The sequence below is a fragment of the Confluentibacter lentus genome (genome assembly GCF_002806995.1).
In the GTDB taxonomy this organism is placed as follows: domain Bacteria; phylum Bacteroidota; class Bacteroidia; order Flavobacteriales; family Flavobacteriaceae; genus Confluentibacter; species Confluentibacter lentus.
On sequence record NZ_NIHE01000001.1, the window covers coordinates 505,632 to 522,272 of the forward strand.

The window sequence follows — 16,641 nt, forward strand, 5'->3', positions numbered from 1 at the left end:
ATTGAACTATTTGAGTAGCTTTTATTAATTTCTATTAAATGAATTATGTTAGAAAACATTATAAAATTCAGCTTAAAGAATAAGCTCGTTATTCTACTGTTTACAGCTTCTATTATTGGCTTCGGAATTATTTCGTTAACCCAAATTCCCATTGGTGCTGTGCCCGATATTACCAATAACCAAGTACAAGTAATCACGACGTCTAGAAATTTATCTACCCAAGATATTGAGCAATTTATTACCTACCCCATTGAACTTGAGATGGCAAATCTGCCTGGAGTAGAAGAAATTCGATCAGTTTCAAAATTTGGCCTTTCTGTAGTAACTATTGTCTTCGAAGATAATATGGGTACTTATTTACCCCGACAACTGATTGCCGAAAAAATAAAATCTGCCAGCGAAAAAATCCCTGAAGGTTTTGGGTCGCCAGAAATGGGTCCTATCACCACTGGTTTAGGTGAAATTTACCAATATATTTTAGATGTAAAACCTGAATTTAAGAATCACTACACTACCACAGAATTAAGAACTATTCAAGATTGGATTGTTAAACGGCAACTTTCTGGTATTCCCGGTGTTGTTGAAGTGAATACTTGGGGCGGACATTTAAAACAATATGAAATAGCTATAAATCCCCAAAAACTGAAAGCCATGAATATTGATTACATGGCTGTTTTTAATGCTCTAGAAAAAAATAATAGCATTGCTGGCGGCGGATACATTGAAAAAACCAACAAAGCCTTTTTTATTCGCGGTGAAGGTTTGGTAGCATCATTAGAAGATATTGAAAATATTGTTATAAAAAATGATGGCTTACCCATTTACATTAAAGATATTGGTGAGGTAGGCTTTGGTAGTGCCACTCGTTTTGGTGCCATCACAGGAAACGGTGAAGGCGAAAAAGTATTGGGGCAAGTTATGATGTTAAAAGACGGTAATTCCAAAGAAGTTATTGATGCCGTTAAGGACCGTGTTGCTTCCATTCAAAATTCCCTTCCTGAAGGTGTGTATATTAATGGTTTTTTGGAACGAAGCGAGCTTATTGGAAAAACAACGTTTACTGTTGCTGAAAACTTAATACTGGGTTCGCTCATCGTCATTTTTGTGGTGGTTTTGCTATTGGGAAATTTACGATCCGGATTGGTAGTGGCATCGGTGATTCCCTTATGCCTGTTGTTTGCTATTTCATTAATGAACATCTTCGGCATTGACGCTAATTTAATGAGCTTGGGAGCCATCGATTTCGGAATCATCATTGATGGTGCCGTTATCATAGTAGAATTTATTGCTTTTCAAATTACGTCACAAAGTGGAAAAATTAAAGCCCTATCATTTAAGGATCAGCAATCAACCATAGATGCTATTACACATAAAAGTGCAGCTAAAATGATGAACTCTGCCATTTTTGGGCAGCTTATTATTCTCATTGTATTCATTCCCATTTTATCATTAAGTGGCGTAGAAGGAAAAATGTTTAAACCTATGGCGTTAACGTTCAGTTTTGCATTAATAGGCGCCATGATTTTTTGTTTGACCTATGTTCCTGTAATTTCTTCCATGTTTTTAAAACCAAATAAACAAAGTGATAAAAATATTTCGGTTAGAATCATGACATTTTTAACCAAACTATACAAACCATCTATCCATTGGGCATTAGAAAATAAAAAAATAGTCGTCTCGCTTGCAGGACTTTTACTGGCGATAAGTATTTGGATTTTCAGTACCATGGGAGGGGAATTTGTCCCTACGTTAGATGAAGGGGATTTTGTTATTCAACCCGTTTTAAAAACAGGAACCTCTTTAAGCAAAACCATTGAAATTACCACAAAAATTGAAAAAATCCTTTTGGACAAATTTCCCGAAGTAGATCAAGTTGTTAGCAGAATTGGTGCCGCTGAAGTGCCTACAGACCCCATGAGTATGGAAGAAAGCGATGTGATTATCAAGTTAAAACCAAAAGATGAATGGGTTTCTGCAGAAAGCAAAGATGAATTAGCCGATAAATTTAAAGAAGCACTTGCTATTATTCCAGGCATGGAGGTTGAATTTACCCAACCTATTGAAATGCGCTTTAATGAGTTGATTACTGGTGTAAGAGCCGATGTGGCTATTAAAATTTTTGGAGAAGACTTATCCATTTTAACACATAAAGCAAATGAAATTAAAACGCTAATTCAAAACGTGGAAGGTGCATCAGACATCATCATTGAAAAAGTAGAAGGCTTACCGCAAATGACCGTAACGTTTAACCGAAGCAAGATTGCACGATATGGCTTGAATATCTCCGATATAAACGAATTAATCTCCATGGGATTTGCGGGTAAAACCGTGGGGACTGTTTTTGAAGGCGAAAAACGATTTGATATGGTTATTCGATTGGATGAAGCACACCGCGAAAATATAGAAAATCTAGAAAACCTATATGTTGACACACCAAGTGGATTGAAGATTCCTTTAACGGAACTAGCCGAAATACAATACAATATGGGACCTGCTAAAATTTCAAGAGATGATACGAAACGACGCATTGTAGTGGGCATTAATGTTAGAAACCGGGATTTACAATCTGTTGTAGATGATGTCAGGCAAATTATTGAAAGCAAAGTAACACTACCTGTAGGTTATAGTATTAGTTATGGCGGGCAATTTGAAAACTTGCAAAGCGCCAAAGCACGGTTAATGATTGCGGTACCTATTGCACTGATACTTATTTTTATTTTGCTTCACTTTGCCTTTGGCTCTATAAAAGAGGCTGCTATGGTATATTCAGCCATACCCCTTTCTGCTGTTGGGGGTATATTATTACTATGGATAAGGGACATGCCTTTTAGTATTTCTGCAGGTGTTGGCTTTATTGCACTTTTTGGTATAGCCGTACTTAATGGCATTGTATTAATTGAACATTTTAAAGAACTTAAAGAGGAAGGGGTAAACAATATAGAAGAGCGTATAAAAAGAGGAACGGCAGAACGATTAAGACCAGTTCTATTAACAGCCGCTGCCGCAGCTTTAGGGTTTTTGCCCATGGCTATTTCTACGAATGCCGGAGCAGAAGTACAACGCCCATTGGCCACCGTTGTTATTGGCGGTTTGGTAACTGCAACCATTCTTACCCTCATTGTTTTACCAGTTTTATACGCTTGGTTCGAAGAAAAAACTGAAATTAAAATGAATAAAAAAACCATAATATCTGTAATCATCATACTTTTTGCTCTAAAAATAGACGCGCAAAACAAACCGTTAACTGTTGATGAAACTTTCAATTTAGCCATTGAAAATAATGCCGATTTAAAAGCATATTCCTTAAAAACAGATGAAGCTAACGCCTTAATTGGCAGTGCTTTTAATTTTGATAAAACATCGGTTTATTACAACTACGATGAAAATAATTTAGCCATTAATGGAATTCCTTTAAAGGTTTTTGGAGTCTCCCAAGATTTTAAATTTCCAACGGTTTATTTTGCCGAAAAAAAAGTTAACAAAGCAAAATCGAATCTTCAGGAATCCAATTATGATATCAGATTACAGAGCTTAAAGCGGGATGTTTATTTAGCTTATTATAATTTGATTTATACCAAAAACAAAGCTAAAACTTTTAAATATTTAGATAGCTTATTTCAAAATTTTGCTAGTGCCGCAGAACGTCGTTTTGAACTTGGAGAAACCAACTATTTGGAAATGATTCATGCGAAATCTAAACGTAAATTATTAGAAACTACTTATAAAAAATCGCTACAAGACGTTGTTTTAGCCGAAGAGGAATTAAAAAAATTAGTGCAAGTGGATAGTTTAACAATCTTAGATGTTCCTCTAAATAAACTTGAATTAGAAACTATTTCTGTAGACAGCAATATAGGACTTTTATATTATGAAGAATCTAAACACTACTACAAAGCTTTAAATCAACAAGAAAAACAAAATCTGTTGCCAGATTTAAGCATTGAATATTTTCAAGGCTCCAATAGTAGTTTAAACAACATACAAGGCTATCAATTTGGATTGAAAATTCCTTTGCTTTTTAGCGGTAATGCTTCAAAAATAAAAGCATCAAAAATCGCCCAGGACATTGTTGAAGCTGAAAAACAAGATTATAAAGTTAAGTTACAAGCCGAATATAACATGTTGTTAGCCCGACTTGAGCAACAGGATGAAGCTATTCGTTATTATGATTCACAAGGAAAAACACTTTCAGAAGAAATTATCAAAACCGCCGACCGCACTTTTAAAGAAGGTGAAATCGACTTCTTTCAATATATACAAAGCATGGAAACTGCCATGGAAATTGAGTTATCATACCTCAATAGCATCCATGCATACAACCAAACCATCATCGCTATCAATTATTTAATATTATAAACAATGAAACACATATATACCATACTTTTTTCGCTTGTTTTAATAGCTTGTGGAAATTCAGATAAAAACAATCAAACAGACATTTCAGCACCATCAAACAGCAACAACGTTGTAATCACTCAATCGCAATTTACTAGCGAACAAATGCAATTGGGAAAACTGTTAGAAACATCTTTTGATGAAACTATTAAAACCAGCGGGATAATTGATGTACCTCCACAAAATAAAGCAAGCATTAGCACCTTTATGGGCGGATATATTACCAAAAACCCATTATTAATTGGCGATAAGGTAAAAAAAGGACAACTATTAGTAACGCTTGAGAATCCAGAATATGTTGAAACCCAGCAACGCTATTTAGAGATTTCAGAACAACTTAATTACTTGAAATCTGAATTCGACCGTCAAAAAACACTTTATGATGAAAAAATCACATCACAAAAAAACTTTCTAAAAGCTGAAAGTAGTTATAAAAGCAGTCTAGCACAATATAATGGCTTAAAGAAGACCTTAAACATGCTGAACATTAATCCATTGTCTGTTGAAAAAGGACAAATAACTTCAACAATCAATCTATATGCTCCCATTGATGGCTACGTCACAAAAGTGAACGCAAACAATGGCATGTATGTGTCGCCATCGGATATTATTATGGAAATTATTAATACTGAACATATTCACTTAGAATTATCAGTTTTTGAAAAAGATATTTTAAACGTGAAAAAAGACCAAAAAATACTATTTAAAATACCTGAAGCATCTAAAGACACTTTTGAAGCCAAAGTGCATTTAGTAGGCACTGTTATTGATGAAAAAAGTAGGATTGTTAAAGTACATGGACATATTATTGACGAAACTCAAGCTAATTTTATTGTTGGCATGTTTGTAGAGGCAACTATTATAAATAATGCGACCAATTATTTAGCCCTACCAAATGATGCTATTGCTGAAGTTGATGGTGATTCTTTTGTACTTGTGTTAAAAAATAAAACAAGCGACAGCTTTTACTTTGAAAAAATCAAACTCGATATAGGAATACAAACAGAAACATTTACCGCCATAGCAAACCCAGACATTTTATTGAATAAAGAGATTTTAACAAAAGGAATTTATATGCTATTGAATGAAGGTGGAGAATAGCCTTAAAAAGGATTTACTATAGCCCTAACGTATCTATTTGTTTAAAAACAGAGATGATGGTATTTACGGCATCAATGTAAAATTCTGGTTGAATATTCTCAAAGTCATCTGTAGGTTGGTGGTAGTCTTTATGGTCTGCCACACCAAAATATAAAAACGGCATATTCTTTCTGTGAAATGATGCATGGTCTGAAGAATATGTCCAATTTTCTTGTAGATTTCCTCCATCATGTCCTGCTGTAAGCTTTATTTCTCCAAAAGGTTTGAAATTTAAAATGAATCGTTTTAAGGTTTCATTATACCGTGTCCCAACAACAAACAATTCTTTATCATCACTTCGGCTTATCATATCCATGTTTAAGTTTAACGTAATTTTATTTAAAGGGATAATCGAATTTTCCACATAGTATTTAGACCCTCGAAGTCCAAGCTCCTCAGCATCAAAAGCAGCTAATATAACTGAATGCTTTGGCGGATTTTTTTTAAAATATTCGGCAAAACTAAACAAGGCACATAGTCCAGAAGCATTATCATCAGCTCCGTTAAATATATTGCCATTTTTAATCCCTTCGTGATCGTAATGGGCGCTAATGACTATAAAACTATTTGGTTTTTCGGTGCCTTTAATCCATCCCAATACATTGGTAGCTCTATAGTCCTTTCTTTGATCTACAAATGAAAATGATTGTTCAAACGTATTACCTAATGGCAATAATCCGTAACTATAAAACTGATTAATAATATATTTTCTTGTTTTAATGCCACCATCAGACCCTGTTCTTCTACCCTCATAGGCATCGGATGACAAGGTTTTCAAATGCATCAATAATAAATCCTGATTAAAGGGTAGACTGTCATTTATTTGGTTTTTTTGGGCATTTAATACTTGTAGCACAACCAAAGAAAAAAGACAGCAAATAAATATTTTTAGGCTCATAGATTTTATAGGATGACCAAATCTAAATAAAAAATCCAAAGCAATTCATATTACTTTGGATTTTTGTTCTATAAACAATGGGTTCTATTCCTCTTCTTCCGATGAAGTTACCTTTTTTGCTGGTTTTACGGAAGCATCATGCGATTTATAATATTCTTCTAGAAGATTCATGGTTGCGTTCAATAAATCCTTGGTTTCAAGCAAAAGACTAAAATATAGGGTTGTGTTCTTTGGACTAGTTTCTTCAGAACGTGTGCGACCAACCTGTTTTTGGATTTTAGATGTTACCAAACCTAAAATTTCTTGCTTTCTTCCTAAAATAACCCCAATTTGTTCAAAAGATCTGGACTCAAAAGCGGCTTGTGTATTGTTAAAGAAAATATCGAATCGATCGTCAATTTCCTTTAATTCCTTTATTTGATTAAACTTTAATTTTTTATGGTTGTTATTGACGTGCTTGTAACTTACTTTAGATATATATTCTAATGACTGAACAATATCTTGCAAATACGCTAAAATATGGATATAAAAATTACTAGCTCCAACACTGGATTCATCTAAATTTTTAATAAAATAGAAGATGTTATCGCGCAATTCGTCAACCTCGGCAGATAATTTTTTAATTTGCTTATCATTCTTTTTTAATAATGATAAATCTTGTAATGCCAATCCGTTTATAGCATTTGTGTAAATCTTATTTCCACGTTTAACCACATTGGCAATATTATCAGCACTTTCATGAATAATACCTTGGATGGAGCTACTTTCAGAAGTCCGCAAACTATCTGATGCTTTATCAGACTGCATTTTTTTAGTAAAACTAATAGAACTTTTTACGATAAGAAAACCGGCTATGAGGAATAAAACACCAATAGCAATCGGGCCACCAATATACATTAAATAAGCCAAAGTTCCCGCAACTACAAAAGCAATAATGGCGGTTAAAAACCATCCAGCTATCACGTTAAGCACACCGGCAACGCGGTAAACGGCAGTTTCGTTGTTCCATGCTCTATCTGCCAATGAGGTTCCCATCGCCACCATAAACGTTACATAGGTGGTTGACAATGGCAATTTCATAGATGTTGCCGCCGCTATTAAAATACTAGATACAATTAAGTTGATGGAAGCTCTTACTAAGTCGAAAGCAGGTAAATCTGCATTATCCTTTGCAGACACTGTAGAATTATCTTTTTCAAAGCGTTTGTTTATCTTTTCGTGTATGGAATTTGGTAAAATATATTTGTATGCATAAGATAATGCAATGGAAGAACGTACTATGGCACGCGATAAATAATTTGGCTCGAAACGTTCTTTTGCTTCACCTTCTCTGGAAAGGTTTAATTCTGTTTGGGTAACATATCTCGACTTTTTTGAAAGCCATAATGTAATCACCATAACAATTCCAGAAAAAACCAATAAAATGGCAGGTGTAGTTGCATCTTCTTTAAGACTACTCATATTATACAAGGTATCTGAAACTCCAGAAGCTTGCCATAATTCAAAGGATTGCCATGCGGTAATAGGTACGCCAACAAAATTCACCAAATCATTTCCCGCAAAGGCCAATGCCAAAGCAAACGTTCCAATGAGGATAATAAACTTATAAATATTGACTTTAAAAACAGTTGTTAGCAATGTGCTTATAGCTATCCAAAAAGCAAAATTCGCAACTAAAATCGTAAGGGTATTATTCTTGATATAACTTAAAGTATCTTTATCTATTAAAGACGTGCTTTTAAGTCCTTTTATGATAATAAAATAGGTAATAGCCGATGCTGCAATACCACCTATCAGCACATTAACCCAATTGCCGTGACGTTCAAACTTAAACGATAAAAATGCCCTGGTAACATATTGAACAAAAGAACCTACTGAAAACGCAATAACCACTGAAAGTAATATCCCATATATAATTTCTGTTGCTTTGTCCGTATTTATGTAATTATAAACATCTCCAAAAGTTCCATCAATACTATACACTTTTATAAGTGCCATGGCTACGGAAGCTCCCAGTAAATCAAAAACAATAGAAACCGTTGTTGAAGTTGGCAGCCCTAAACTATTGAAAAAATCCAATAGTAAAATGTCGGCTATCATCACAGCCATGAAAATAATCATGATTTCATTGAAACTAAACATGGAAGGATTTAAAATACCTTCACGTGCAATTTCCATCATCCCGTTTGAAAATACGGCGCCAAGGATAAGCCCAATGGAGGCAACAATCATGATGGTTTTAACAGGCACAGCTTTTGAACCTATAGCAGAATTTAAAAAGTTTACAGCATCATTGCTTACTCCTACTACCAAATCAGCAACTGCTAAAATGCCTAGGGCAATAATCATGTACAAGTAAATGTTTTCCATAATTTAACAAATAAGTTTGCAAATATCTTATGAATTTTAATAAGCTAAGTTACGCAATTGTTATTTTTTATAGCTTACTTAAATTTGAAATTAATATGCTTAAAAATTTACCTGAAACTGTAATCTTAGCAGACTTCCTTTTTGGTGGTTATCTGGATTTATGAAATCCTCATATCTTCTATCTGAAAATGTATAAGCAGCAACAAATTCTATGCTCTTGTAGGGTTGCCATTCTAAACCAAACTCAAGTTCTTTTACGTCATAGCTTCTAGCATCCAATTCGTGCTTTTTACCACCATTGTAATACTGTAACTTGGCGAATGGATATACTAATTGCCTATTAATTGGCAACTTAGCATTGAGCATAAGATAGCCGCCATGTAAATTTTGAACCTCTATACTATTTCTAACTTTATCAAACTCTGGACCTTTACCAAAATTATACTCGGCTTGAATGCCAAAAGGTTTTGGGTACAATATAGCAGATACGGCAAATCGCTGGTCTATATAAGTATTGTTTTCTCTATGTTGAACCCCTTCCGATATTTGTTTGCTATCAATAGTATAGTCACCTGTATAAGCTTGAATTCCAGCCTCAAAAATTTGCGTACCAATTTCAAAAGGATATGCTAAGCGTGCAACAATGTGTTTTTTATTGTTCAGTTCCTCTAAATTCGCGGTTTGACCGTTGTAAATACCAAATCCAAAAACACCGTAATCCCCAGAGCCTTTGTACCCATCTTTAACTAACATTGAGAAACGCTCACGGATTTTTTTAGGAGCCCAATAGAAAAACACACCCAAATCCCGTTCGTTTCTTAAGGCACTATTTAAAGCATCGTTACGGTCTAACGTTAACCTATTTTGGCTTGATTGCATGTTTTCAAAACCAAAAGGCACTTTACTTTGTCCCACTCGAAAACGAAACTCATTTTTTGAATCTAAGCCAACATCAACATAAGCATCGCGAATTTGACCAAAATGTTGGTTGGAGCCGGAAGCACTTGCAAAGTCGGGTTGAATATAAAAGTAAACCCTTGGATGAATTTGTCCATAAAATACCAAACGGATACGTCTAAAAAAGAAATCACTATCGCCTCCCCAAGATTTATCACATTGTTCGCAAGTTAAATCTGGGTTTGTTTGGATTAACCCATTGTACCTTAATTGGGCATAACCTCTTAAATTAATTTCTTCATACCACTCTTTTTCTAGGGTATCGTTTGAAGTAGGATTATTTTGCGCGATGGAAAATAATGAACAGCAGAATATAATAGTAAATACTATTAACGGTTTTTTCATTGGTAATTATTAGTTTTTGTCGCTGCAAATAACTTAACCGAATGTTAATTAAATGTTTCCTAATAATTAAGTTAACAATAAAAAAAGCTGCCTTGGCCTAAGGCAGCCTTATTAGAAATCATGATAATGTAGTCGACAAAAACTAATAGATTACATGAAAAACTAATTATTGTGTCTTAAGACTTAGCGAATATCATTCTTTAACTTTAGCTTATTGTAATGTAAATATTAACTAATTATTAATATTTACAATGTTAAATTTTATATTATTATATAATTGATTTATAATATGTTACATAATTAAAGTTAATTTAATGTTATCTAAGTGTTGTTTTAATGTTACCAAATAACTATATTTGTTATATAATGTTAAAAACCCCCATAATTATGAAGAAATGTATTTTGTTTTTTGCCTTTTTAGTTACTGTGGTTTCTTTTGGACAACAAAAGAAAGAATTAAAACTTAACACTGACACTAATTTAATTGAAGCAGTTTATTATCATGACAATGGTGTTGTAAGCCAAACTGGATCTTACACAGCAGATGGTAAATTACAAGGAGAGTGGTTAAGTTTTGATACAGCAGGCAAAAAAGTTGTTTCTGGAAATTATGATAATGGTAAAAAAGTCGGCAAATGGTTTTATTATACTAATGAAACTATTAAAGAAGTAGATTACAAAAACAATGTTATTGCTAGTTTAAAAGAATCAGAAATAAAAAGTAATTCAGATTTTTAGATTTTTTTGACTATAGTAATAGAAAAAGGGTTTCAAAATATAATTGAAACCCTTTTTTATGTTTTATTGGCACTTAAATTTTATTCCTTTTGAGACGGCTTCTTTAGAGATTCATAAGGGTTTTCTAGGGTTGAAATCCACTGTCTTTTTTTAGAATCATAATACGTGTTGGCATCAGGGAATTCAATATATTCCTCAGGTTTTGAATTTTTGAATTCATATTTTTTAACATCTTTATTCTGAATAACATCCTTAAACATTAATGCAGTTTTTTGAAAAAGTGGTGTTTCTTCCATTTTATAAGTCCGGAAAATTTCTTCATAATAAGTAATGTTATTGTTCCCATCCATTTTTAGCTTTCCAACGGTTGCTACTTTCTTTACTTTTAAACTTGGTGCAATTTTAGTAATGGCGAAATATGTTTCTCCTTTATCTTCATAATAAAATAACAAATCTACTTGCTTAGCCTGTAATTGATAGTTAGAATCAAATTGCTGATTAAACTTGGTTTCATGGGTTGCTTTGGGAGCCAATCTATCCACATACCTAATAACGGCATATTTAAATGCTTCTTCTTGATCTTCGGTAAGATAGATTTTCGGATTTATGTCAAGTTCTTTATTTTGACAGGATAATAAAGGAATAAAAAGTAATAGTAAAATAAAATATTTCATAAGTGATATTATAAAAAAGAGCCTAACCTATTAGGCTAAGCTCTTTCAAATATAAAGAATTAATTTTTAGTATGCTTTTTGAATTGGGTTAAACTCAGCCCAACCATCAGTCCAATCTGTTGCTCCAAAAGCACCTCTGTAAGTTGTAGGTGTAAAGAATGCATCTGTTAATTTTGCATTAGTAAATGAAGCCCCAGTAGCTAAAGTTCCAGATGTTACTGTAAAAGTTGCACTATTTGAATAACCTGTGCTTGTATTAGTACCAAAGAAAATATTTTGGTTTAATCCTAAATCAGCGTATACCGTATTGAAATCTGTTGAAGTAATAGTGGTGTTAGTTGCTTCCCATAAAGCTTGTACGTTTGCAGCTGTAGCCGTCATACCAGAACCAACAGAATATGTAGTTGCAGGAGCAACCATGATATTATTCAATAATGCACCTGTATTGTTATTATAATTGTCGTAAACCGATTGTTGGTTCATACGGATACCTCTTGGCATACCAACAAAAACTGAGTTTGCAATAGTAAGTGCTGTTCTTCTTCTTAAGTCTAAAGCATGTTGGTAGTTACCATTTATTGATTGACTATTTGTTAATCTTGGCCCAATACCTGTAATATTTGAAAACACACCAGTTGTTAATAACGTTGTAAGGTTATCATTAGGTCCATTATCAGTTTCAAAAATGTTAGAACCAGATTGATCGGCATAACTACCATATCTAATATCTAAGCCAAATTGCACTTTGCCAGTAAAGCCATAATCTACGTCAAAAGAATCATCCCACATACCAAAAGTGATTAGGTATTTTGAATTCACAGAACCACCAAACCATTCAAAACCATCATCACCACCAAAAGATACTTGGCAATAATCCATTACAGTACCACTTCCAACACCACCTAAAGTAATAGAGTTTGTTTCATTATTTGGCGTTAATTCAATACCAGCAAATTCTACTCTAACATATTTTAAAACACCAGAGTCATCAGCATCATTTGTACCACCAAAAACAACAGTTGGTGTAATCCCTTCAATAACTGGGTCTGCTTGATTGGTATTTGCTCTACCCAATATTACAATACCGCCCCAATCACCTCTATCTCTAGAACCTTGTGCTAAAGCAGATGTAAATACAATAGGCTCGTTAGCAGTACCTTCCGCCATTATTTTGCCGCCTCTATCAATTACCAATGTTCCTTTAGTGCCTTTATCACCAAAAATAGTAGTTCCTGGCTCAATAGTTAAAACTTGATTTTCTCTAACAAAAACCTGACCAACAAGTAAATATTTGTTATCACTTGTAAGTGTTTGTGTTTGTAAATTTCCTTGTAATTCAACATATTCCTCTTCAGGAGTTCCGCCACCGCCATTTTCAACAATAACTGTTATAGGAGGCGTTTCTTCTACAGTACAAGATGTTATAGCGAGCATAGAAAAAAGGATGCTAGCAAAGTAAAAAAGATTTTTTTTCATGATTATCAGTTTAAATTAATTGTGTTTTAGTATTTGCTTTTTAATTAAGATTGTATGTTACATTAAATGTTAACAGCGTTCCTCTTTTGAAAACTGAGGTAGCATTATCAATATTTTTTCTGATTTGTTCGTCTCTGTTTGAATCTTCAAAGAATTGATATTTAGCATTCAACAAATCTTGAATACCTAATTTATAAGTAACTTTTTTGAATTTTTTAGAAATTGTGAAATCGATATTGTCTCTTGATAGCTCGTAAATTGTTGGAAAGTTATTATCTCCAACAGAGAAGATTCTATCACCAAAACGGTTGTAAATTACATTGGCCGAAAAACCATTTTCATCCTCATAACCTAAAGCCGCATTTATGATATAAGGCGATTGTCCCTGCAAAGCTCTGTTTTGGTCTTGCGAAGTTACATTGCTACCCAAATCTACTTCCGATACAATGTAGGATGCATTGATGTTAGTAGATAGTTTGCTAATGAATGGATTATCTGAAATGTCCTTAAACGATTTACGAATTTCTATTTCCACACCGTAATTGTAAGCACTCTCTGCATTGGCATATAAGAATTGAGGCTGCTCTGTGGTAATTTCAGTAACATTTTCAATAGGATTTTTGAAGTTTTTATAGAACAATCCTAAACTCATGGTTTCTCCCATATTGGGATAAAACTCGTAACGTAAGTCGATATTATCTATTTCTGCTGTTTTAAGATCGGCACTACCACGTCTTCCCGCTTCATTTTTATAATCATAAAATACGAATGGTGCAATTTCCCTAAACTCAGGTCTGTTTACAGTTTTGCCATAAGCCAATCTTAATGTAGAACGGTCGCTTAAATTGTAAGACACGTTAAAGGATGGCAAAACAGATGTGATGGGATTATCAACTGCTACGGGTTCTGTATCGGTACTACTATCTAACTTTTGAATGTTGTGTTCTACGCGAACACCACCAGAAATATCGAACCTATTTAACGGTATTTGTGCATATAAGTAACCCGCTGTTAAAAAGTTACTTGCTTCATACGAATCAATTGGCCTTGTTCCTTCGCTTAATATCCAACCATCATTTGGATTTACATTTACAGAATTAAAAATTTCAGTTAATGGTAATTGCTTTAATTCATTTCTGTTTTCAGTAACATATCCTGGAATTAAATATGAAAAATAACGTGCCCCAAAATTTCTTTCTCTGTAATCAACCAAATACCCAGCTTTCAGAGTGGCACTGGTTCCATCTTCATCTTCAGTCTTGTTAAATGTATGAGTGAAGTTGGCAGCATTGTTAAAAGCATATTCATCTAACTGTCCAAAATATCTACCAGTATCAAATAAGTTTGATGATGCTGGGTCAATCATTTCAAACGGACCGTTTGGATTATCTGCTGCTTGTATGGTTCTAAAACGTCTTAAGTCTGGTTCAGATTCATAAATATAATTCCCTCCCAAAACCCAATCAATTTTATCAGAAGGTGACAATTTGTGTTCTCCTTCAAACTGTCCTACATAAATAGTTCTAGCTTTGTATCCAAATAAATAGTTTTTGAATAAATCATTACCTCTTTGAAGAAAATTGTTCCCTGTACGAAGTATGGTTTCATTTTCACCTATTTGATTGAAAAGGTTTTTAAATTTAAGTGTGTTATTATCGTTTAATTTTAGAATCCAGTTTGATAAAGCAGTGATTCTTGTTTCATTTTTATAAGTGTCGTCAACATAATTTAACCATTGTGGTGGTCTTGTTTCACCTGGATTTAATGTAGTATAGCGGTTAAATTGTCTTGAAAAATATTGATACCCGTTAGAATGGTTTATACTATTGATAGATGACAATCTTACACCGTTTTCAAAGTTTTTTACCCTTCCAAAACTTAATCCAAGACTATGGTCCAACCAAGCCATTGACGAGGTAGGATTAAAATTGTTTTCAAGTATTTGATTGGCAGCAGTGTTAACTCCAGGCAAATCATTGATTTGTGATTTAGTTGGAAAACCACTTGGTAACATTCTAAAATTTCGATCGAATCCTAAACCATCCGTAGAAGAACCTCTAGTTTGAAAATAATCTTCAAACGTACTATTGCTTCTATAACCAACTCCAATACTTACTTTTGTAAAGTCTGTAATGATTTCTGAAGTTGTTAAACTAATAACACCTCCCGAAAAATCTCCAGGCTTATCAGATGAAGCTGTTTTGTATATTAATATTTTATCAATGGCATCCGTTGGAATTAAATCGAACGAGAATGTACGTTTATCTACCTCGGTACTTGGCGCAATAGAATTATTGATCAGTACATTATTATAACGCTCATTCAAACCTCTAATCATAACAAATTTACCGTCCACAATAGTAACTCCGGGAACTCGTTGTACAGCTTCAGCAGCATTTCCATCAGTTCCTCTTGTTATTTGCTCAGAAGAAATCGCATTAATAATTTGTTTTGCTTTCTGCATTTCAATTAATACGGCGCTTTCTGTGTTGCTTCTTCTTGGCGCACTAATAATCACGTCATCTAAACTTACAGCTCCCGCAGCTATTGGCACATTAACTTCCGTTGTTTTCTTGTTTTCAACTTTAACGTTTGGCACTTCAATGGTTTCGTAACCAACAAAACTTACTACAATGGTATAAACTCCTGGATCAAGATTATTTACAGAATAGTTACCATCTATATCAGAAATGGTTCCTAGGGTTGTATTTTTAATTAAAATGTTTGCAAAAGCAAGTGGTTCATTATTATAATCTTTATCAGTAATTTTTCCAGAGATAGTACCCGAACCTGTTTGAGAGTAAATAAGGGATGTTGTAAAGAGGGTTAAATAAAATAATAGTTTTTTCATGTGTTGGTATCTAAATATTTTGATGCAAAGAAACCGCCACTATGTAAAGATGAAGTTACCTAAAAGTTAAACCTACTTCAAAAAACAGTTACCTGTGTGTTACGAAAAAAGGCGTTTTTATTAAAAAAGAAACATTAAGTTAACATTGAAAAACAATAAATAATTCAATACAAAAGGACACCAACTCGAGATGGCTTTAAAAAATAAAAAGTCTTGTAAAAAGCGTTATTTACTTACTTAAGTAAATAAAGTTAATTATTTAGAAGCGTTAAAAGTAATGTCTTCTTTTTTTGAAGTACTAACCAAAGAAGCTAGTTCCAGTAAAGAAACTGAGGTTGCTGATAATGACAGATTCACTTCTACTGGATTTAAAGCATAAACATGAACTTTAATCTCTTGCGTTTCGTAACCAGGAAAACTACAAACCAATGTATAATCACCTGCTTCTAAATTTTCAATCACAAATAATCCTGTTAAGTCAGTTTGAACTTCTATGGATGTTCCTTTAACAGACATATTTGCAAATACCAAAGGTGTATTGTCCATTTCATTATCCATTACTTTACCAACAATTAAGCCTGTATTTTGGGCATAACCAACCGTGGCAAACAACATGATGAATAAGTAAAAAATGTTTTTCATAAAACGGACAAATAATAACAGTGCAAATTAAAAGCTTTACTACTAAGTGAATGTTACCTAAATATTAAGCAACGGTCATTAAAATGTTAGCTTAATGTTACCAAGTTCGAGTTTTATTTTAACTGAATTTCTTTATCTTGCCTTACTTAAATCCG

The 16,641-nt window shown here is 33.4% G+C and carries 10 protein-coding genes; 3 read left to right on the plus strand and 7 right to left on the minus strand.

Going from position 1 to position 16,641, the window contains the following annotated elements:
• Positions 1 to 45 precede the first annotated feature (45 nt).
• The gene (locus CDH50_RS02240; protein ID WP_100610255.1) at positions 46 to 4,356 is read left to right on the plus strand and encodes a CusA/CzcA family heavy metal efflux RND transporter; all 4,311 of its coding nucleotides are present in this window, start codon (positions 46 to 48) and stop codon (positions 4,354 to 4,356) included.
• Positions 4,357 to 4,359: 3 nt separating this feature from the next.
• On the plus strand, positions 4,360 to 5,496 hold the full coding sequence (locus CDH50_RS02245; protein WP_100610256.1) for an efflux RND transporter periplasmic adaptor subunit: 1,137 nt from the start codon (positions 4,360 to 4,362) through the stop codon (positions 5,494 to 5,496).
• A 16-nt stretch (positions 5,497 to 5,512) separates the two neighbouring features.
• Here the strand turns inward: CDH50_RS02245 and CDH50_RS02250 are convergent, their stop codons facing one another.
• The 3 genes from CDH50_RS02250 to CDH50_RS02260 form a co-directional block, all read right to left on the minus strand.
• Entirely contained in the window at positions 5,513 to 6,433 is a 921-nt protein-coding gene (locus tag CDH50_RS02250; RefSeq protein WP_100610257.1) for a M28 family peptidase, read from the minus strand.
• Positions 6,434 to 6,517: 84 nt separating this feature from the next.
• Positions 6,518 to 8,803, minus strand: coding sequence for an inorganic phosphate transporter (locus tag CDH50_RS02255; RefSeq protein ID WP_100610258.1), 2,286 nt, complete (start codon positions 8,801 to 8,803; stop codon positions 6,518 to 6,520).
• 99 nt (positions 8,804 to 8,902) lie between these two features.
• The gene (locus CDH50_RS02260; protein ID WP_100610259.1) at positions 8,903 to 10,105 is read right to left on the minus strand and encodes a porin; all 1,203 of its coding nucleotides are present in this window, start codon (positions 10,103 to 10,105) and stop codon (positions 8,903 to 8,905) included.
• A gap of 387 nt (positions 10,106 to 10,492) precedes the next feature.
• Here CDH50_RS02260 and CDH50_RS02265 point away from each other — a divergent pair, with 387 nt between their 5' ends.
• Positions 10,493 to 10,843, plus strand: a complete 351-nt coding sequence (locus CDH50_RS02265) for a toxin-antitoxin system YwqK family antitoxin (protein ID WP_100610577.1) — start codon at positions 10,493 to 10,495, stop codon at positions 10,841 to 10,843.
• Between the two features lie 80 nt (positions 10,844 to 10,923).
• On the opposite strand, the gene CDH50_RS02270 is transcribed toward CDH50_RS02265, so the two are convergent.
• The 4 genes from CDH50_RS02270 to CDH50_RS02285 form a co-directional block, all read right to left on the minus strand.
• Positions 10,924 to 11,517, minus strand: a complete 594-nt coding sequence (locus CDH50_RS02270) for a hypothetical protein (RefSeq protein WP_100610260.1) — start codon at positions 11,515 to 11,517, stop codon at positions 10,924 to 10,926.
• A gap of 66 nt (positions 11,518 to 11,583) precedes the next feature.
• Complete coding sequence (locus CDH50_RS02275; protein WP_100610261.1) at positions 11,584 to 12,993, minus strand: hypothetical protein; 1,410 nt, start codon at positions 12,991 to 12,993, stop codon at positions 11,584 to 11,586.
• Between the two features lie 40 nt (positions 12,994 to 13,033).
• Positions 13,034 to 15,844, minus strand: coding sequence for a TonB-dependent receptor (locus tag CDH50_RS02280; protein ID WP_100610262.1), 2,811 nt, complete (start codon positions 15,842 to 15,844; stop codon positions 13,034 to 13,036).
• A 255-nt stretch (positions 15,845 to 16,099) separates the two neighbouring features.
• Complete coding sequence (locus CDH50_RS02285) at positions 16,100 to 16,486, minus strand: carboxypeptidase-like regulatory domain-containing protein (protein WP_100610263.1); 387 nt, start codon at positions 16,484 to 16,486, stop codon at positions 16,100 to 16,102.
• Between the last annotated feature and the right edge of the window lie 155 nt (positions 16,487 to 16,641).

Bases quoted from the DNA above. Each gene is read 5' to 3' on its own strand.
- CDH50_RS02275 (WP_100610261.1), bottom strand. From the start codon at position 12,993: ATGAAAAAAAATCTTTTTTACTTTGCTAGCATCCTTTTTTCTATGCTC.
- CDH50_RS02240 (WP_100610255.1), top strand. From the start codon at position 46: ATGTTAGAAAACATTATAAAATTCAGCTTAAAGAATAAGCTCGTTATT.
- CDH50_RS02270 (WP_100610260.1), bottom strand. From the start codon at position 11,517: ATGAAATATTTTATTTTACTATTACTTTTTATTCCTTTATTATCCTGT.
- CDH50_RS02285 (WP_100610263.1), bottom strand. From the start codon at position 16,486: ATGAAAAACATTTTTTACTTATTCATCATGTTGTTTGCCACGGTTGGT.
- CDH50_RS02265 (WP_100610577.1), top strand. From the start codon at position 10,493: ATGAAGAAATGTATTTTGTTTTTTGCCTTTTTAGTTACTGTGGTTTCT.
- CDH50_RS02245 (WP_100610256.1), top strand. From the start codon at position 4,360: ATGAAACACATATATACCATACTTTTTTCGCTTGTTTTAATAGCTTGT.
- CDH50_RS02250 (WP_100610257.1), bottom strand. From the start codon at position 6,433: ATGAGCCTAAAAATATTTATTTGCTGTCTTTTTTCTTTGGTTGTGCTA.
- CDH50_RS02280 (WP_100610262.1), bottom strand. From the start codon at position 15,844: ATGAAAAAACTATTATTTTATTTAACCCTCTTTACAACATCCCTTATT.
- CDH50_RS02255 (WP_100610258.1), bottom strand. From the start codon at position 8,803: ATGGAAAACATTTACTTGTACATGATTATTGCCCTAGGCATTTTAGCA.
- CDH50_RS02260 (WP_100610259.1), bottom strand. From the start codon at position 10,105: ATGAAAAAACCGTTAATAGTATTTACTATTATATTCTGCTGTTCATTA.